The 18,765-nt window shown below is 71.3% G+C and carries 18 protein-coding genes; 9 read left to right on the top strand and 9 right to left on the bottom strand.

From position 1 onward, the window contains the following. The first annotated feature begins 8 nt into the window (after positions 1-8). From sigM to trxA, 4 genes are all read left to right on the top strand, one after another. Complete coding sequence (sigM, locus tag ACWDAK_RS18755) at positions 9-731, top strand: RNA polymerase sigma factor SigM (protein WP_427393922.1); 723 nt, start codon at positions 9-11, stop codon at positions 729-731. Continuing rightward, positions 728-1,819 carry a hypothetical protein gene (locus ACWDAK_RS18750; protein ID WP_427393921.1) on the top strand — a complete coding sequence of 364 codons (1,092 nt, stop codon included), beginning with the start codon at positions 728-730 and terminating at the stop codon, positions 1,817-1,819. The genes sigM and ACWDAK_RS18750 overlap by 4 nt, the downstream gene beginning before the upstream one ends. A gap of 200 nt (positions 1,820-2,019) precedes the next feature. After that, complete coding sequence (trxB, locus tag ACWDAK_RS18745; RefSeq protein ID WP_344639017.1) at positions 2,020-2,988, top strand: thioredoxin-disulfide reductase; 969 nt, start codon at positions 2,020-2,022, stop codon at positions 2,986-2,988. A gap of 226 nt (positions 2,989-3,214) precedes the next feature. Further along, complete coding sequence (gene trxA, locus ACWDAK_RS18740) at positions 3,215-3,541, top strand: thioredoxin (RefSeq protein WP_344639016.1); 327 nt, start codon at positions 3,215-3,217, stop codon at positions 3,539-3,541. Between the two features lie 96 nt (positions 3,542-3,637). Here trxA and ACWDAK_RS18735 read toward each other — a convergent pair whose 3' ends face one another. The 9 genes from ACWDAK_RS18735 to rpmH all read right to left on the bottom strand — a co-directional run bounded on the left by ACWDAK_RS18735 (position 3,638) and on the right by rpmH (position 10,808). Further along, positions 3,638-4,255 carry a GNAT family N-acetyltransferase gene (locus ACWDAK_RS18735; RefSeq protein ID WP_344639015.1) on the bottom strand — a complete coding sequence of 206 codons (618 nt, stop codon included), beginning with the start codon at positions 4,253-4,255 and terminating at the stop codon, positions 3,638-3,640. 115 nt (positions 4,256-4,370) lie between these two features. Continuing rightward, positions 4,371-5,525 carry a ParB/RepB/Spo0J family partition protein gene (locus tag ACWDAK_RS18730; RefSeq protein WP_427393920.1) on the bottom strand — a complete coding sequence of 385 codons (1,155 nt, stop codon included), beginning with the start codon at positions 5,523-5,525 and terminating at the stop codon, positions 4,371-4,373. Beyond that, the gene (locus tag ACWDAK_RS18725) at positions 5,522-6,499 is read right to left on the bottom strand and encodes a ParA family protein (protein WP_344639054.1); all 978 of its coding nucleotides are present in this window, start codon (positions 6,497-6,499) and stop codon (positions 5,522-5,524) included. Before ACWDAK_RS18725 ends, ACWDAK_RS18730 begins: the two co-directional genes overlap by 4 nt. Positions 6,500-7,084: 585 nt before the next feature. Further along, positions 7,085-7,879 carry a 16S rRNA (guanine(527)-N(7))-methyltransferase RsmG gene (rsmG, locus tag ACWDAK_RS18720; protein ID WP_344639013.1) on the bottom strand — a complete coding sequence of 265 codons (795 nt, stop codon included), beginning with the start codon at positions 7,877-7,879 and terminating at the stop codon, positions 7,085-7,087. 234 nt (positions 7,880-8,113) lie between these two features. Continuing rightward, positions 8,114-8,650, bottom strand: a complete 537-nt coding sequence (locus tag ACWDAK_RS18715) for a Jag family protein (RefSeq protein ID WP_425557777.1) — start codon at positions 8,648-8,650, stop codon at positions 8,114-8,116. A 64-nt stretch (positions 8,651-8,714) separates the two neighbouring features. Continuing rightward, positions 8,715-9,908 carry a membrane protein insertase YidC gene (gene yidC, locus ACWDAK_RS18710; RefSeq protein WP_427393919.1) on the bottom strand — a complete coding sequence of 398 codons (1,194 nt, stop codon included), beginning with the start codon at positions 9,906-9,908 and terminating at the stop codon, positions 8,715-8,717. Positions 9,909-9,911: 3 nt separating this feature from the next. Next, complete coding sequence (gene yidD / locus ACWDAK_RS18705; RefSeq protein ID WP_344639011.1) at positions 9,912-10,226, bottom strand: membrane protein insertion efficiency factor YidD; 315 nt, start codon at positions 10,224-10,226, stop codon at positions 9,912-9,914. Then, positions 10,223-10,651: a ribonuclease P protein component gene (rnpA, locus tag ACWDAK_RS18700; protein WP_344639010.1), complete on the bottom strand. Its 429-nt coding sequence runs from the start codon at positions 10,649-10,651 to the stop codon at positions 10,223-10,225. The genes yidD and rnpA overlap by 4 nt, the downstream gene beginning before the upstream one ends. 19 nt (positions 10,652-10,670) lie before the next feature. Then, positions 10,671-10,808 (bottom strand): 50S ribosomal protein L34, encoded by a 138-nt coding sequence (gene rpmH, locus ACWDAK_RS18695; protein ID WP_030059672.1) that lies wholly within the window; start codon positions 10,806-10,808, stop codon positions 10,671-10,673. A 536-nt stretch (positions 10,809-11,344) separates the two neighbouring features. Here rpmH and dnaA point away from each other — a divergent pair. The 5 genes from dnaA (at position 11,345) to ACWDAK_RS18670 (ending at position 18,548) form a co-directional block, all read left to right on the top strand. After that, positions 11,345-13,294: a chromosomal replication initiator protein DnaA gene (dnaA, locus tag ACWDAK_RS18690; protein WP_427393918.1), complete on the top strand. Its 1,950-nt coding sequence runs from the start codon at positions 11,345-11,347 to the stop codon at positions 13,292-13,294. 1,003 nt (positions 13,295-14,297) lie between these two features. Continuing rightward, positions 14,298-15,428: a DNA polymerase III subunit beta gene (gene dnaN, locus ACWDAK_RS18685; RefSeq protein ID WP_427393917.1), complete on the top strand. Its 1,131-nt coding sequence runs from the start codon at positions 14,298-14,300 to the stop codon at positions 15,426-15,428. A 268-nt stretch (positions 15,429-15,696) separates the two neighbouring features. Continuing rightward, a complete protein-coding gene (gnd, locus tag ACWDAK_RS18680) occupies positions 15,697-16,572 on the top strand; it encodes a phosphogluconate dehydrogenase (NAD(+)-dependent, decarboxylating) (RefSeq protein ID WP_344639007.1) in 876 nt (291 codons plus the stop codon). A 68-nt stretch (positions 16,573-16,640) separates the two neighbouring features. Beyond that, entirely contained in the window at positions 16,641-17,774 is a 1,134-nt protein-coding gene (recF, locus tag ACWDAK_RS18675) for a DNA replication/repair protein RecF (protein ID WP_344639006.1), read from the top strand. 249 nt (positions 17,775-18,023) lie between these two features. After that, a complete protein-coding gene (locus ACWDAK_RS18670; RefSeq protein WP_045303230.1) occupies positions 18,024-18,548 on the top strand; it encodes a DUF721 domain-containing protein in 525 nt (174 codons plus the stop codon). Positions 18,549-18,765 lie beyond the last annotated feature (217 nt).

Here is an 18,765-nt window from a genome sequence, read left to right as displayed (position 1 = left end):
GGGGAGACATGAGCGAGGAGCCCTCCGACGCCGACCTGCTGGCGCGGCACGGTGCCGGCGACCTGGACGCCTTCGGGGTCCTCGTCCGCCGTCACCGGGACCGGCTCTGGGCCGTCGCGCTGCGCACCCTCGGCGACCGCGAGGAGGCCGCCGACGCGCTCCAGGACGCCCTGGTCTCCGCCTTCCGCTCCGCGCACACCTTCCAGGGCCGGTCCGCCGTCACCACCTGGCTGCACCGGATCGTGGTCAACGCCTGCCTGGACCGTGCCCGCCGCGCCACCGCGCGGCGGGCCGGGTCCCTGGACGAGGAACCCCAGCGGCTGGACACCCTGCTCGGCAGCACCGAACCCGCCGAGACCTCGGTGGTCCGTGCGGAGCTCCAGCGCGAGGTGACCGCCTCGCTGGCCACCCTCCCGGTCGACCAGCGCGCGGCACTGGTCCTGGTGGACATGCAGGGCTACCCGGTCGCCGAGGCCGCCGAACTCCTCGGGGTGCCGGTGGGCACGGTCAAGAGCCGCTGCGCCCGCGGCCGCGCCAGACTGCTGCCGCTGGTCCGCCACCTGAGAGCCGCCCCGGCCGAGGACGACCCGGGCCCCGCCGCCTCCCCGGCGGCTGTTTCACGTGGAACACCGTCCGGCCCGGGCGGGAACCCGACCCGCCCCGGCCCCGTCAGAACAGCGGGCCGCCAGCTGCCCGAACAGGTCCTGGAAGGAGATGTGACCTCGCGATGACGTCTGGTACCCCCTCCTGGACCGCTGCCGACGGCGCCGACCCGCACCCCGGCACCGAGCTGCTCGCCGACCTCGCCGAGGACCTGGCCGACCCGGACCTGGTCCCGGGCCTCCGCCGGCACCTCGCCGAGTGCCCGGACTGCGCGGACAGCTTCGTGGCCTTCGCCGAGGTCCGGGACCTGCTGGGCGCGGTGGAGGCGCCACCGCTGCCCGCCGACATCGCCGAGCGCATCGACGCGGCCCTGGCCGCCGAGGCCGCGCGCCTCCCGGTGGCAGAGCCGCGCCCGGCGGCCGCGCAACCGGCCGAACCCGGCCCGGCCGAAGCACAACTGACCGGAGCACAGCCGGCCGAACCGCCGATGGCGGAGCCCGACGGCCCCTTCGGCCCCGCCTCGTCCGCCGAGCGCACCGCCCGGCCCGTCAGGGGGGCGTCGGCCCCACCCGGCCGTCCGGCGGACCGGACCCGGCCCGGTTCGTCCACTGCCGCCTCCCCGGGGCCCGGCGGTCCCGGGCGTCCCGCTCCGGCCGGGCGCCGCCGCCGCGGACGGCTCGTGCTGGGGGCCGCCGCCCTGATCGCCGTCCTCGGGATCGGCGGCGCTCTGATCGTGCGACAGGACGGGGCACACGTCCGGGCGAACGACACCGCGGCGACGGCCGCCTCCACCGCGGTCGCCCGTCCCACCGGCGGACCGGCCACCCAGGGCGCCGACGCCCAGCATCCGGCGGCCGCCGCCGGGGAGGGCGGCCCGGTCTTCCAGGACGACCAACTCGCGGCACAGATCAACCAGTTGGTCGCCGCGAAGACCACGCCCAAGATGCCCTCGGCGGCCGGTGCGCAGCCGGAGGCGGCCCAGACGCCCGCGCTCGGCAGCTGGCTGTCCTCCGCCGTCCCCAGCTGCCTGGACGGCGTCGCGGGCGGCATCTCCGGCACCCCGCTCGCCGTCGGCCGCGGCCGCTACGGCGGCGCCGAGGTGACCGCCCTGGTCTACCCGCTTCCGGACCGGCCCGACAGCCTCGACGTATACCTCGTCACACCGTCCTGTCCGGGCGCCACCGTGGTGCTGCACCGCGTCCTGCCCGCTGGCTGAGCCGTCCTCCCACCGCCCCGCCGGAACGGAGCCCGCCGGCCGGTGACCGCATCCCGCCCACGGCTCGGGCGCCTGCTGCACGGAGCCCCGGGAATGAGCGACACTGGTGAGTCGTTGTCCGGGTCGGCGGAGAAGCCGCCCTCCCCGCAATAGCGCCCAATCACACGGCCCGAGCCGTGCGATGCGAACCAGGAGATGCAGTGAGCGACGACGTCCGCAACGTGATCATCATCGGCTCCGGCCCCGCCGGGTACACGGCCGCGCTCTACACCGCCCGAGCCTCCCTCAAGCCGCTGGTCTTCGAGGGCGCCGTCACCGCCGGCGGTGCGCTCATGAACACCACCGAGGTCGAGAACTTCCCCGGCTTCCGCGACGGCATCATGGGCCCCGAGCTGATGGACAACATGCGGGCGCAGGCCGAGAAGTTCGGCGCCGAGCTGATCCCGGACGACATCGTCGCGGTGGACCTCACCGGCGACGTCAAGACCGTCACCGACTCCGAGGGCAACGTCCACCGGGCCCGCACCGTGATCGTCACCACCGGCTCCCAGCACCGCAAGCTCGGGCTGCCCCGCGAGGACGCGCTGTCCGGCCGCGGCGTCTCCTGGTGCGCCACCTGCGACGGCTTCTTCTTCAAGGGCCAGGACATCGCGGTGGTCGGCGGCGGCGACACCGCGCTGGAGGAGGCGACCTTCCTCTCCCGCTTCGCCAACAGCGTCACGGTGATCCACCGCCGCGACACCCTGCGCGCCTCCAAGGCCATGCAGGAGCGCGCCTTCGCCGACGAGAAGATCACCTTCGCCTGGGACAGCGCGGTCCAGGAGATCCACGGCGACCCGAAGCTGAGCGGGGTGACGCTTCGCGACACCACCACCGGTGAGACCCGCGAGCTGGCCGTCACCGGCCTGTTCATCGCGATCGGCCACGACCCGCGCACCGAGCTCTTCAAGGGCCAGCTCGACCTCGACGCCGAGGGCTACCTGAAGGTCGAGTCCCCCTCCACCCGCACCAACATCCCCGGCGTCTTCGCCGCCGGCGACGTGGTCGACCACACCTACCGCCAGGCCATCACCGCCGCCGGCACCGGCTGCGCCGCAGCCCTGGACGCCGAGCGCTACCTGGCCTCGCTGGCCGACCTGGAGGCCCAGGCCGCCACCGTCGCGGCCTGACCCGAACCCCACCCGGCGGAGGTCCCGCTCACAGCCTGGCCGCGCCGCTGTTTCACGTGAAACACTCCCCGACGACGTGGAACGCGGACAGCCTGCGAGGGACCTCCGCCGAAACAGAACAGCCGTGCAGGTTGTTATCAACCACAGGCTGTTATCCACCCCAAGGGTGCCTACCGGATTCTTCCGGGCCGAAGCACCATCTCGTCCGCGACCCTGAGGAGTTCCCGTGGCCGGCGCCACCATCACCGTGACCGACGCGACCTTCGACGCCGAGGTCCTCAAGAGCGACAAGCCCGTCCTCGTCGACTTCTGGGCCACCTGGTGCGGCCCGTGCCGCCAGGTCGCCCCGATCCTGGAGGAGATCGCGAAGGAGCACGGTGACAAGCTCACCGTCGCCAAGCTGGACGTCGACAACAACCAGGAGACCGCGACCACGTACAACGTGATCTCCATCCCCACGCTCAACGTCTACCAGAACGGCGAGCTGGTGAAGACCATCACCGGCGCCCGCCCGAAGGCCGCGCTGCTGCGCGAGCTGGCCGACTTCATCTGATCGGCGGCGCAGCCACCGAGCACGCCCGAGGGCGGGCCACCGGGAATTCCGGTGGCCCGCCCTCGCCGTCTGCTCCGCCGCATCCGGCAGCCCCGCTCAGAACGGCCGCAGGGCCGGCTCCTTCCGGGCACCGCCCAGCAGCCGTTCCAGCGCGACCTCCACGTCCCCCTTCCAGGAGAGCGTGGTGCGCGCCTCCAGCCTCAGCCGGGGGTAGCGGTGGTGCGGGCGTACCGTCTTGAAGCCCACCGCCAGCAGGTGCTCGGCCGGCAGTACACAGCTCGGAATCTCCCGGCCCACCGCACCGAACGCCTCGATCGCCTTGAAGCCCCGGCCGACCAGGTCCTTGGCCACCGTCTGCACCAACACCCGGCCGATCCCCTGCCGCTGGTAGCCGGGCAGCACTCGACTGATCATCAGCTGTACGGCGTCCGGCGAGATCGGACTGGTCGGGAAGGCCAGCGAACGCGGTACATACGCGGGCGGCGCGTACAGCACGTACCCGACGGGGATCTCGTCCACGTAGACGATCCGACCGCAGGAACCCCACTCCAGCAGTACGGCGGAGATCCAGCCCTCCTTCTCCAGCTCGGGCTTGCCGGACTCCACCGCCGCCTTGGCGCTCACCGGGTCGAGCTCCCAGAACACGCAGGACCGACACGTCGTCGGGAGATCCGCAAGGTTGTCCAGCGTCAGCGGAACGATCCTCCGTCCCATGCCCCACACCTCCTCATCCACCCCGGGCGGACATCACATCGATGAGCTTCCTCCGGAAACGGAACGGGTGCACGTTTCACGTGAAACATGCACCCGAACCCAAGCTCCGGAACCCTCAGCCCTGCGACAGCCGCAGGCCGTCCTCACCGGGAGCCAGACTGTCCAGAATCCGGTTGAGGTCCTCGACGGAGCCGAACTCCAGCACCACCTTGCCCTTGCCCAGCTTCCCGTTCCGCTGCGACACCTCGACCTTCACCCTGGTCTCGAACCGGTCCGAGAGCCGCTCGGAGAGGTCTTCGAAAGCGGGGGTGAAGAGCTTCCCCGCCTTGGGGGAGGGGCGCTTCGGCTTCTGCTCCCGGTCCATCACCGCGACGATCTCCTCGGTGGTACGCACCGAAAGACCCTCCGCCACGATCCGCCGGGCCAACTGGTCCTGCCGCTCGCCGTCCGGGACGCCCAGCAGTGCCCGGGCGTGGCCCGCCGTCAGCACGCCCGCTGCCACCCGGGCCTGCACGGCCGGGGAGAGCTTCAGCAGTCGCAGGGTGTTGGAGACGTGCGAACGCGAGCGGCCGATCCGGTCGGCCAGCTCGTCGTGGGTGCAGGAGAAGTCCTGCAGCAGCTGATCGTAGGCCGCGGCCTCCTCCAGCGGGTTGAGCTCCGCCCGGTGCAGGTTCTCCAGCAGCGCGTCGAGCAGCAGCTTGTCGTCCTCGGTGGCCCGGACGATCGCCGGGATCAGCTCCAGGCCGGCCTGCTTGGAGGCCCGCAGCCGACGCTCGCCCATGATCAGCTCATACTGCCCGCCGTCGACCTGACGGACCACCACCGGCTGGAGCAGGCCCACCTCCTTGATGGAGGCGACCAGCTCGGCCAGCTTGTCCTCGTCGAAGACCTCGCGTGGCTGACGCGGGTTCGGCCGGATCGCGCCCAACGGCAGCTCGGCGAACCTGGCGCCCGCGACCGGGTGGAGCACCGCCTCGCTCAGCACCGCCTCCAGCACGCTGTGCTGCGACTGCCCGGCCTGCTCCCGTGCGCTCCCGGCCGCAGCCTTCGCCGCCGCCGTACCCCGTCCGGACGGAAGCACCGGAACCGCAGTCGGGGAGAGCACGCCGGAGGGCACCGCCGGAGCAGACTCCCCCGTCCGCGCGGCCCCCGCCGCCGGCGCGCCCGCGAGCGACTCCTCGGCCGGGCCGGCGGCCGGCCCCACGGCCGGTGTCGCCGCCGGGATCAGTGCCCCGAGCCCTCGTCCCAGCCCCCTGCGCCCACCACTCACCGGTTGTCCTCCATCGTGCCGTGCTGTGCCATCGGAACAGCCGGCGCGTCACTCGCGCTCCGCTGCTGTCCCACCGAGCCGTGCTCCACCGCGCCCTGTCCCGCACTACCGGGCTGCCCCAGGCCGACCGCCCTCAGGGCCAGCTCACGGGCCGCCTCCAGGTAGGACAGCGCACCGGTGGAACCCGGGTCGTAGGTGAGCACGGTCTGCCCGTAACTCGGAGCCTCGGAGACCCGGACCGACCGCGGGATCGCCGTCTGCAGCACCTCCTGCTGGAAGTGGGTCCGAACCTCCTCCGCCACCTGGGCCGCCAGCCGGGTTCGGGCGTCGTACATGGTGAGCAGGATGGTGGAGACGTGCAGCGTCGGGTTCAGGTGCGCGCGGACCAGTTCGACGTTCCGCAGCAGCTGGCCGAGCCCCTCCAGCGCGTAGTACTCGCACTGGATCGGGATCAGCACCTCCTGGCCCGCCACCAGCGCATTGACCGTCAGCAGCCCGAGCGAGGGCGGGCAGTCGATCAGGATGTAGTCCAGCGGCTGTTCATAGGCCGCGATGGCGCGCTGGAGCCGGCTCTCCCGGGCCACCAGCGAGACCAGCTCGATCTCGGCACCGGCCAGGTCGATGGTCGCCGGGACGCAGAACAACCCCTCCACGTCCACCACCGGCTGCACCACGTCGGCCAGCGGCTTGCCCTCCACCAGCACGTCGTAGATCGACGGCACCTCCGCGTGGTGGTCGATCCCGAGCGCCGTGGAGGCGTTCCCCTGCGGGTCGAGATCGACGACCAGGACGCGCAGGCCGTGCAGTGCCAGCGCTGCGGCCAGATTGACGGTGGTGGTGGTCTTCCCCACTCCACCCTTCTGGTTGGCCACCACGATCACCCTGGTCGCCGTCGGCCTGGGCAGCCCTTCACCGGCACGCCCGGCAGCTCGTACTGCGGCCCGGGCAGCGCGCGCGATGGGCGTGTCATCGATCTGATCGATGGTCTCCGAGTCCTGCATGTGGGTCAGTGTTTCACGTGAAACCGGAGCGGCAACAGTCGCCGCCCGGCTGCGGGTGAGGATTCCAGAGAGCAGGGAGCGACGTTTCACGTGAAACACCATGCCCGCAATGCCGGAAATCTGACGGTGCGACACTCCGACGAGTGACGGCGGCGCCACCGAGGGCACCCGAAAGCACCAAGCGGGCGGCTCGCGCCACCCGCCTGTTCACCCCCGGGCGATCCGATCCGCTGCCGCCGTTCACCCCTTCCCCCCTCCATAGGGCGCAGCCTCAGGACGTCAGGCCGAGGGGATCCACCGCTCGCGCCGCGCCCGCCCCCGAGGTGGAGTGGTCTATCGCCGGATTCGGCATCGGCGCGCCCGTTCCCCGGACACGCCACCGCCTCCAACGGGCCGGCTCCTCAGCCGGCCTTCCGCTTCACGACGGGGCCGTCGGCCTGCCGGGGCCCGCAGCCCCGGCAGGAGTACGGGCCCGGAAGAGTCGCGGCCCCGGCAGGGGTGTGGCCCTGGCCCTGGTGGAGCCGGGGGCCACCCGCCACCGTGCCCGTGAACGGGGCCTCAGCGCCGCCGGCGCCCAGCCCCGCGGGGGCCGTCACCGGCCTTGCCGGACCTCCCGGCCCGGGCTGCCTTCGCCCTGCGGGTCGCCGCCTTCACCCCGCCCGGGCTCTCCCCGGCCTCCACCCGGACCACCCGGGTCGAGGTCTCCAGGGTGCCCTCACCGACCGAGATCACGGACCAGTTGACCGCACCGAGCTTGGTCAGCGCCGCCCGCGAGTCCGCCAGCTCCTGCTCCGCCGTGTCGCCCTTGAGCGCCAGCATCTGCCCGTACGGACGCAGCAGCGGCATCCCCCACCCGGCCAGCCGGTCCAGCGGTGCCACCGCCCTCGCGGTGACGATGTCCACCGAGAGCTTGCCGACCATCTCCTCGGCCCGGCCGCGCAGCACCGTCACATTGTCCAGGCCGAGCTCGCGGACCACTTCCTCCAGGAAGGTGGTCCGCCGCAGCAGCGGCTCCAGCAGCGTCACCGAGACATCGGGACGCGCCATCGCCACCGGGATGCCGGGCAGCCCGGCACCCGAACCGACATCGCACAGCGAGGTACCGGTCGGCAGCAGCTCGGCCAGCACCGCGCAGTTGAGCACATGGCGGTCCCAGAGCCGGGGCACCTCACGCGGACCGATCAGCCCGCGCCGCACCCCGGCCGTCGCCAGCAGCTCGGTGTACCGCAGAGCGACCGGGAACCGCTCGCCGAAGATCTCCTGCGCCACGGCCGGCGCCTGCGGCAGTTCCTGCCGACCGTCCTCGCCGCCGTCCGCCGGGGTACCCGCGGCCGCCACGCCGTCCGTCTCCATCTCAGCCTCTCCGCTCACCGTCTCCACCGACCCGCACTCACCGGGTGGGCCATCCGGTCCATGTTCCATATGGGCTCTGTTTCACGTGAAACACAACGCGTGAAACCACAACGCGTGAAACGCGACCGCCGCCGACCGTGGCACACCTGCCCTCGTGTGCCCGGGCGGCCCCGAAGGGACGACGACCCCGCCCGCACGAAGCGGACGGGGTCGGTCGACAGGCCGCCTGCGACCTCAGCCCGGCAGGACGACGACGCAGCGCTGGGGCTCCTCGCCCTCCGACTCGCTGCGCAGACCCGCCGCGGCCACCGCGTCGTGGACCACCTTGCGCTCGAACGGGGTCATCGGGCGGAGCTTCACCTGCTCGCCCGTGCTCTTGACCTGCTCGACCGCCTTGCTGCCCAGCGCCGCCAGCTCGGACCGCTTGCGCGCCCGGAACCCGGCAATGTCCAGCATGAGGCGGCTGCGCTCGCCGGTCTCCCGGTGCACCGCCAGCCGGGTCAGCTCCTGCAGGGCCTCCAGCACCTCGCCGTCGTGGCCGACCAGACGCTGCAGGGAGCGGTCGTTTCCGTCGCTGACGATGGACACCAGAGCGCGGTCGCCCTCGACATCCATGTCGATGTCACCGTCGAGGTCCGCGATGTCGAGCAGACCCTCCAGGTAGTCGGCCGCGATGTCACCCTCCTGCTCCAGGCGGGCGATCAGACCGTCGGCAGCGCCCGCACCGGTCGCGGCCTCGGCCTCGGCAGCAGAGGTGGTGCCTTCCGTCACTGATGGACTCCTTCAGGAATGGGCCCTCGGGTGGGCCGAGAAACGAAGATCTGGCTGAAGTCCGTCAGGACTTCTTCCTCGGCCGCTGGCCGCCCTGCCCGCCCCGCTTCGGCTGCTGACGCGGGCCCGGCTTGCCCGCACCCGGCTTGGCCGCGCCCGGCTTGCCCGTCGTCGCCTTGGCCGGAGCCGACCCGGCCGGAGCGGGCTCGTCGGCAGCCGGCGAGGCCGACTCCGCGGCCGCGGTCTCCGACTCCTTGGCCAGGGGGGTCTGCGCGCCGGCGCCGCCGGGCTGCGTCCCGCCCTGCTGGCGCTGCGCCTTGGTCTGCTTACGCGGCTGCTGCCGCCGCACCTGCACCGCGTCCTCGACCACGGCCTCGGCCGAGGCCGCACCCTTGCCGGAACCACCGGAGAACAGCGCGAGCGGCCCGCTCTTCTTCACCGAGCCGTCCGGGTTCAGCCGGCCGGCCTTCTTCAGCCGGGCCTGGCGCTCGGCATACGCCTTGCTGCCCGGCGTCGGGTTGTTGCGGATGACGATCAGCTGCTGACCCATCGACCAGATATTGGTGGTCAGCCAGTAGACCAGCACACCGACCGGGAAATTGATGCCCATCACGGCGAACATGATCGGGAAGACGTACATCAGCATCTTCTGCTGCTGCATGAACGGCGTCTTGACCGTGAGGTCCACGTTCTTGGTCATCAGCTGGCGCTGGGTGACGAACTGCGACAGCGACATCAGCACGATCATGATCGCGGTCACGATCTGCACGTTCAGCTGGTCGGAGCCGACGAACTTGGCCGACAGCGGGGCACCGAAGATGTGCGCCTGCTTGGCGCTGGCCAGCAGGGTGGGAGTGATGACGCCGATCGTCTTGCCGCTCGCGACCGAGCTGAGCACGCCGTAGAGGGCGGTGAAGAACGGCGCCTGCACGAGAATCGGAAGGCAGCTGGAGAACGGGTTGGTACCCGCCTCCTTGTACAGCTTCATCATCTCTTCGGACTGGCGCTGCCGGTCGTTCTTGTAGCGCTCCTGGATGGCCTTCATCTTGGGCTGGATCGCCTGCATGGCCCGAGTCGCGTTGATCTGCTTCACGAAGAGCGGGATCAGGCAGATTCGAATGACGACCACCATCGAGGCGATCGCCAGACCCCACGCCCACCCGCCGTTCGGGTCGAAGACGTGGCTGTACAGCGTGTGGAACTGGACGATGATCCAGGACACTGCGGTGTACAGAGGACTGAGGAAGGACCAGGTCACCGGTCAGACTCCTTGGACATCGGGCTTGGCCACCGGCTCAGGCCCGGCGGTCCCGCTCTTCGGGCTCAGCAGATCGCGCAACCGACGGTGCCAGACCGGGTGCTTGCGCGGCGGTACATGGTCGACCCCACCGGGCGACCATGGGTTGCAGCGCAGGATGCGCCACGCGGTCAGGGCACCACCCTTGACCGCGCCGTGCACCCGCACCGCTTCGTACCCATAGTGCGAACACGAGGGGTAGTACCGGCAAACCGGGCCGAGCAGCGGACTGATCGTCCACTGGTAGAGCCTGATCAGCCCCATCAGCAGGTACTTCATCGCCCTGCTCCTGTCGGCACGGCATCGGCCGGCTCCGCCCGGAGCAGCCGCCGCAACGCCGCGTCCAGGTCGTGCTCCAGATCCAGGTACGAAGCCGTCCCGGCCGGGGGCAGCGCACGTACCACTATCAGGCTACCTGCGGGGAACCGGGACAGGCGCTCGCGGACCAGGTGACGCAGTCGCCGCTTCACCAGATTGCGGACGACCGCGGGACCAACAGCCTTGCTCACGACGAAACCCGCACGCGCCGAAGGGAGCCCCTCGGCGACGTGCGGGTGGGAGTCGCTGTTCCGGTCGGTCCGTGCCACAGCCGCCCCGTCTCTGTTGAGATGGACGACCAGCAGGGGCCGACCGGCCCGACGACCGCGTTTCACTGCGGTCGCGAAGTCCTGGCGCCGCCGCAGCCGATTCTCGGAGGGCAGCACTGCAGACCTCGGATTCGGATCAGGCGGACAGGCTGGCGCGGCCCTTGCCACGGCGGGCAGCCAGGATGGCGCGGCCGGCGCGGGTACGCATCCGCAGCCGGAAGCCGTGGGTCTTCGCGCGACGACGGTTGTTCGGCTGGAAGGTGCGCTTGCTCACTCGGGGGCTCCTGAGATGAATCGTAGGACGACGGGACGTCGCTTGGCCGTCACCGTGCGTCCGCGCGATCTCTCCTGGTTGAGAAATCTGGCCGCAACGTCCCAGGTCGGCTGGGGTTGCGGCAAACCACGGCGCCCGTGCTGCGCGCCTTGATGGAAGCGGGAAGACCCGCGGACATGCGGCAGCGGCCATCGACAACTCGACCTGGTTACGGTACGCGGCACGGGGGCGGAGGGTCAAACCGGCCACCCGGCCCCACCGGCACCCAGTTCCGCAAAGGCCGCCGATCATGATGAGCCGGACCGGCGCCGGTCCGTTCCACACACCCGCGTGGCCCTCGTCCGCAGCCCGGGCCGCAACTGCGCGCGCCCGCCCACGCACCGGGAGTACGTTCACCCACAGCCTGTGGACAACAACTTGAATCAGCCCCATCGGCTGACTACCGTTGCAGGACTTGTCGGGATTGTTCATCGGATCGGACCGGCACCCGGAGTCCCTTGACACCCCCGATTCGGGGAACGAGAAAGCGTGCACCAGTGGCTGATGTCAACAGCGATCTCGTCGTTGTCTGGGCGAGAGTCGTCGAGCGGCTGGTCAACGACTCGGGCGTCGGCGACAGCGACAAGATGTGGCTGCGCCGTACCCAGCCGATGTGGATGATGCACGACACGGCCCTGCTGGCCGCGCCCAACGAGCGCGCCAAGCAGGTGCTGGAGGGCCGGCTGCTGCCGCCGCTCACCGAGGAGCTCAGCCGCGAGTTCGGCCGCCCCGTACGGATCGCCGTGATGGTGGACGCCAACGCCGTCCCGCCGGCTGCCGGCCCCGCGCCGTCCGAGCCCCAGCCCGCCGACTCCCGCCCCCAGCAGCCGCAGCACCCCCAGGGCGGCCAGGCCCGGGAGTGGCAGCAGCCCTACCGCGAGCAGGAGGCCGAGGCGGGCCGCTGGCCCGTCGCCGAGAGCTTCCCCGCTTCCGACTACTCCGGCAGGTACGACTCCCCGGCCGCCGAGGCCCCCCAGGGCTACGAGCGCACCGGCCGGTACGACACCGCCGGCTACGACCAGCGACCCGCCCCCTACGGCGGTGAGCAGCCCGACTGGGCGGAGACCTCCGAGCGGCCGGGCGGCTGGGACGGCGGCTACGGCACCCGGCCCGCCGAGCGGCGCGGCGAGTCCCCGTCCCGGGACTCCGGCACCGCCGCCCAGGGCGACCTCTTCGGCGGCGCGTACGGCGCCGGCCCGGACGACCGGCCGCGCAGCGCCGGCGGCGTCCGGCGCACCCCGCCGGTTCCGCAGCGCCAGCCGGGCGTCCAGCCCGATCCCGGGGTGCAGCTCCCCGACACCCGCCCGCCGGCCGGGGGAGCGCCGGGCGGTGCGCTGCCCGAGCGCACCCCGAGCCCCGGCGTGCCCGCGCCGCCCGGCGCTCCCCCGGCCGGCGGCTCGCGCAAGGACGAGCCCGCGGCCCGGCTGAACCCCAAGTACCTCTTCGACACCTTCGTGATCGGCGCCAGCAACCGCTTCGCGCACGCCGCGGCGGTGGCGGTCGCCGAGGCCCCGGCCAAGGCGTACAACCCGCTCTTCATCTACGGCGAGTCCGGCCTGGGCAAGACCCACCTGCTGCACGCCATCGGCCACTACTCGCGCAGCCTCTTCCCGGGCACCCGGGTGCGCTACGTGAGTTCGGAGGAGTTCACCAACGAGTTCATCAACTCGATCCGGGACGGCAAGGCGGACGCGTTCCGCAAGCGGTACCGGGACATGGACATCCTGCTGGTGGACGACGTCCAGTTCCTGGCGAGCAAGGAGTCCACGCAGGAGGAGTTCTTCCACACCTTCAACACCCTGCACAACGCCAACAAGCAGATCGTGCTCTCCTCGGACCGGCCGCCCAAGCAGCTGATCACCCTGGAGGACCGGCTGCGGAACCGCTTCGAGTGGGGACTGATCACCGACGTCACCCCGCCCGAGCTGGAGACCCGGATCGCGATCCTGCGCAAGAAGGCGATCCAGGAGCAACTCAATGCTCCCGCCGACGTGTTGGAGTTCATCGCATCCCGGATCACCCGCAACATCCGGGAGTTGGAGGGCGCGCTGATCCGGGTCACCGCCTTCGCCAACCTCAACCGGGCGCCGGTGGACCTGGAGTTGGCGGGCATCGTCCTCAAGGACCTGATCCCGGGCGGCGACGAGGACGCGGGTCCCGAGATCACCGCGCAGGTCATCATGCAGCAGACCGCCGCCTACTTCGGGCTGGGTGTGGACGACCTCTGCGGCTCCTCGCGCAGCCGCGTGCTGGTGACGGCGCGCCAGATTGCCATGTACCTGTGCCGGGAGCTCACCGACCTGTCGCTGCCGAAGATCGGTGCCCAGTTCGGCGGCCGGGACCACACCACGGTGATGCACGCCGACCGGAAGATCCGCTCGCTGATGGCCGAGCGGCGCTCCATCTACAACCAGGTCACCGAGCTGACCAACCGCATCAAGAGCTAGTACGGGACGCCTCGGCCCGTTTGAAGGGGAGTCAGGACCACCTGGCTCCCCTTTCGCATGCCTGCGGGAGCACGGGCCGCAGGTGGCCGCGCGGCGCTCTCGCAGCCGCCCGGAACGGGCTCCGGCGGGACGGTCGTGGAAGAAAGCAGGTGTGACGGCCGCGATCACGGGGCAGGATTCGTACAGTCGACGCTTCGCCAGGTGGACTGCCGCAACGAACATCTGACCGTCGATTCGAACGGGACGGAGTCGGTGGACGGCAATCCACAGGACCGGGTGGTTTTCCCCCGTCCACAGGCTGGGGAGCCCCGAGTTATCCAGAATTCGTCCACAGGACGCTCGCCGCTACGCTCTTCGACGCAGGTCAGACCCCTGTGGACTTGTGCACAACAGTTATCCACAGGCTGTGGACAGTTGGCGACCCCTCAGTGCGCCGGATGGGTTATCCACCGACTGTCCCCAGGAGAGGGCCGGTTATCCCCAGGTTCTCCACAGGGGCATCCACAGTTCGACAACATGCAGCAACAATTCACCTGCTGGTGTGAAAGCCGTCACGAGAAGTTGACAGCGCCCCGTGGATAAACCGGCCATGATCTGGGGATGGGGCTGGGGATAACCTGTGGATACCCTGAGTGCCCTGTGGGTAACGCTCCGCTGTCCACAGCGGACGTTGCTTGTCCACAGCTCCGATCCACACCCACTGTGGACAAAAAATGGGCCCTGACCTGGGGAAACGTGGTTATCCACGGTATCCACAAGCCCTACTACTACCACTACACCTATAGACCCCTTGCCTCGATCAACAGCGGGGTGGGCCAAAATCTGTGGACAGTCCGAACCCGACATCTGTTCGGACTTGCATCCGCCCGATTGCCCAGTCTGTCGGTGGAGTACGTCAGACTGTTCCTCGGCAACTGGAAACCGGAGGGCTCAGGCTCGGCGGCCAGGTGTCGGTAGACGATCAAGAGCGCAAGCGACAGCGGAGTCCAGGAGGCGGTTACCGGTGAAGTTCCGGGTGGAGCGTGACGTCCTCGCGGAGGCGGTGGCCTGGGCTGCCCGCAGCCTCCCGGCGCGGCCGCCGGTGCCGGTGCTGGCCGGCCTGCTGCTGACGGCCCAGGAGGGCACCCTGGCGCTGTCCGGGTTCGACTACGAGGTCTCGGCCCGGGTCGAGCTGGAGGCGGACGTGGAGGAGGCCGGCACCGTCCTGGTCTCCGGCCGCCTGCTGAACGACATCTCGCGCAACCTGCCCAACCGCCCGGTGGAGATCTCCACCGACGGCATGCGGGTCAGCGTGGTCTGCGGCAGCTCGCGCTTCACCCTCCCCAGCATGTCCGTCGAGGACTACCCGGCCCTGCCGCAGATGCCGACCGCGACCGGCAGCGTCCCTGGCGACGTCTTCGCCTCCGCCGTCAGCCAGGTCGCCGTGGCGGCCGGGCGGGACGACACCCTGCCGGTGCTCACCGGTGTCCGGGTCGAGATCGAGGGCGACCGGATCACCCTGGCCGCCACCGACCGCTACCGCTTCGCGGTCCGCGAGCTGCTGTGGAAGCCAGAGCAGGCGGACATCTCCGCCGTCGCCCTGGTCCCGGCCAAGACCCTGCAGGACATCGCCAAGTCCCTGGGCAGCGGCGACAGCGTCTCCATCGCGCTCTCCTCCGGCGGCGCCGGCGAGGGTCTGATCGGCTTCGAGGGCGCCGGACGCCGGACGACCACCCGCCTGCTGGAGGGTGAGTTCCCGAAGTACCGCACGCTGTTCCCGACCGAGTTCAGCGCGATCGCCGCGATCCAGACCCAGCCGTTCCTGGAGGCGCTCAAGCGCGTGTCGCTGGTCGCCGAGCGCAACACCCCGGTCCGGCTCAGCTTCGAGCAGGGCGTGCTCACCCTGGAGGCCGGCTCCGGCGACGACGCCCAGGCCACCGAGCGGGTCGACGCCGACCTCGAGGGCGATGACATCTCGATCGCCTTCAACCCGGGCTACCTGGAGGAGGGCCTCAAGGCCATCGACGCTCCGTACGCCCAGCTGAGCTTCACCACCTCGACCAAGCCGGCCCTGCTCAGCGGCAAGGCCGCGGTGGACGCCGAGGCGAACGTCGCGTACCAGTACCTGATCATGCCGGTGCGGCTCTCCGGCTGACGGCCGGCCGCCCCTCGGCCGGGGCCCGTCCTCCGCAGGGTGGGCATGCCCCCGGCCGGGGCGTCACCCACAGCCTGTGGAGAACGTCCGGGCACTGCGACCCGTCCACGGGTCGGTCCACAGCCTGTGGACATCCCGCCGCACCACGAGACACAGCCTCCCTCGGTCCACCCCGACCGGGGGAGGCGCTGTGCGTCCCGGCGTAGGCTCAGGCTGTGCGGCAACGGCGCCGCTGCCAAGCACGACACCACAGTGAAGGACAGTTGTCATGGAGCTCGGCCTCATCGGTCTCGGCAAGATGGGCGGCAACATGCGCGAGCGCATCCGCCGCGCCGGCCACACCGTCATCGGCTACGACCGCAACCCGGAACTCGCGGATGTCGACAGCCTCGAGCAGCTGGTCAGCAAGCTGCAGGGCCCGCGCGTGGTGTGGGTGATGGTTCCGGCGGGCGGCCCGACCCAGGACACCGTTGACCTGCTGGCCGAGCTGCTCTCGCCCGGTGACGTGGTGGTCGACGGCGGCAACTCGCGCTGGACCGACGACATCAAGCACGCCGAGACGCTGGCTGCCAAGGGCATCGGCTTCGTGGACTGCGGCGTCTCCGGCGGCGTCTGGGGCCTGGAGAACGGCTACGCGCTGATGTACGGCGGCGACGCCGAGCACGTCGCCAAGGTGCAGCCGATCTTCGACGCGCTGAAGCCCGAGGGCGAGTTCGGCTCGGTGCACGCGGGCAAGGTCGGCGCCGGCCACTTCGCCAAGATGGTCCACAACGGCATCGAGTACGCGATGATGCAGGCCTTCGCCGAGGGCTGGGAGCTGCTTGAGGCGGCCCCCGAGGTCACCGACGTGCGCGAGGTCTTCCGCAGCTGGCAGGAGGGCACGGTGATCCGCTCCTGGCTGCTCGACCTGGCCGTCCGCGCGCTGGACGACGACGAGCACCTGGCCAAGCTCAAGGGCTGGGCCGCAGACTCCGGCGAGGGCCGCTGGACGGTCGAGGCCGCGATCGACCACGCGGTGCCGCTGCCGGCGATCACCGCCTCGCTCTTCGCCCGCTTCTCCTCCCGCCAGGAGGACTCGCCGCAGATGAAGATGATCGCTGCGCTGCGCAACCAGTTCGGCGGCCACGCGGTCGAGTCGAAGTAACCGCGGTACGCGGCAGCCGGTAGTACCAGCAGTACGACAGTCCCAGAAGGCGAGCGCAGTCCACACCCATGCATGTCGTGCATCTGTCGCTCGCCGACTTCCGGTCCTACGCCCGGGTCGAGGTGCCCCTCGATCCGGGCGTGACCGCCTTCGTGGGGCCGAACGGGCAGGGCAAGACCAACCTGGTCGAGGCGATCGGCTACGTCGCCACCCTGGGCAGCCACCGGGTGGCCACCGACGCCCCGCTGATCAGGCTCGGCGCCGAACGGGCCGTGGTCCGGACGTCCGTCGTACAGGCCGGCCGCACCACCCTGGTGGAGCTGGAGATCAACCCGGGCCGGGCCAACCGGGCCCGGCTCAACCGCTCCGACAACGTCCGCCCGCGTGACGTCCTCGGCGTGCTGCGCACGGTGCTGTTCGCCCCGGAGGATCTCGCCCTGGTCAAGGGCGACCCGGGTGAGCGCCGCCGCTTCCTGGACGAGTTGCTGACTGCCCGGGCCCCCCGGCTGGCCGGTGTCCGGCAGGACTACGAGCGGGTGCTCAAGCAGCGCAACGCCCTGCTCAAGACCGCCGCGACGGCCCGCCGATCCGGTGGTGGCCGGGGCGCCGACCTCTCCACCCTCGAGGTCTGGGACGGCCACCTGGCGCGGGCCGGAGCCGAGCTGACCGCCTTCCGGATCCAGCTGGTGACCGCGCTCCAGCCGCTGGTGGCGCGGGCGTACGAGCAGCTGGCCCCGGGCGGCGGGGCGACCACGCTGGAGTACCGGAGCTCCTTCGAGAGCGACGCCCTGCCGACCAGCCGCGAGGAGGCCGAACAGCAGCTGCTGGCGGCCCTGACGGAGGTCCGCTCGCAGGAGGTGGCCCGCGGGCTGACCCTGGTCGGGCCGCACCGCGACGAGCTCGTCCTGAAGCTCGGGCCGCTGCCCGCCAAGGGGTACGCCAGCCACGGGGAGTCCTGGTCGTACGCGCTGGCGCTGCGGCTGGCCTCGTACGAGCTGCTCAAGGCCGACGGCGGTGAGCCGGTACTGATCCTGGACGACGTCTTCGCCGAACTGGACGCGCGCCGCCGGGAGCGGCTGGCCGAACTGGTCGCGGACGCCGAGCAGGTCCTGGTCACCGCGGCCGTCCCCGAGGACGTGCCGAAGGCGCTGTCCGGCGCCCGCTACGCCGTCTCCGACGGCACCGTCACCCGCCTCGACTGAGCGCCCTCGCGGTGGCGGGCGTACCCCGTGCGGGCCCGTTCCCGGGAGAGCCGGTCGCACCGTCCCATCGGGGCTTCGAGGTGCGGGTCGCCCGTGGCACGCCGTTCTGCCCCTTTGACGCAGTCCCGCCCGCATCCTGCCTCGGGGGATGCCCCTGCCCCGGAACGCCCGGGTGGCGTGGATCACTGCCGCACCGCCGTAAGCTGGAGGACTTCGTTGTCCACAGCCTGGGGAAAGGGGATCGCCGCGGTGAGCGACCAGGATCCGAGGTCTCCGGAGCCGTCGGGTGTGGATCTGGCCCGGGTGGCGCTGCGGGCGGCCAAGGAGCAGGCCCGCAAGCGCGGCGAGCAGGTCCGGGAGAAGCGCGAGGCGAAGCGGCACGGCCTGCGAAGCGGCGCCCGGGCGGACGGCCGCGACCCGGTGCCGCTGGGTGCGGCGCTGAACCGGCTGATCACCGAGCGGGGCTGGGAGGCCCCGGCGGCGGTGGGCGGGGTGATGGGCCGCTGGCCGCAGATCGTGGGCCCGGACATCGCGGCGCACTGTGTGCCCAAGCAGTACGCGGAGGCCGAGGCGGTGCTCACCGTGCAGTGCGACTCCACCGCGTGGGCCACCCAGCTGAGATTGCTGGCGCGCCAGTTGGTGGCCCGGTTGAACCACGAGCTGGGCCATGGCACGGTCCGGGTCATCAAGGTGCTCGGCCCGGACGCCCCCAAGCGCGGCTACGGCCGGCTGCGGGCACCCGGCAGCCGGGGACCGGGCGACACCTGGGGCTAGCCGTCACGCCTTCGCCCCCTTGCTCGCGCGCCCCCTTGCTCGCAGATGTGCCGGCCGGTTGCCGGTGTCCGCTCCCGGGGCCCTTCCGGGCCGGCCGCCTCCCCGGCGCAGCCACCGGCCGACGGTCGCGGCGGTGAGGCGGCCCTTGGCTCCGGGCAGTAATCGGAGCAGCCACCTCCGGAATCGCTGGCGGCCCGCGTAAGGGCTCTGAGCCCCC

It is taken from the genome of Kitasatospora sp. NPDC001175, from assembly GCF_053598215.1.
This window is presented reverse-complemented; position numbering and strand designations above follow the sequence as displayed.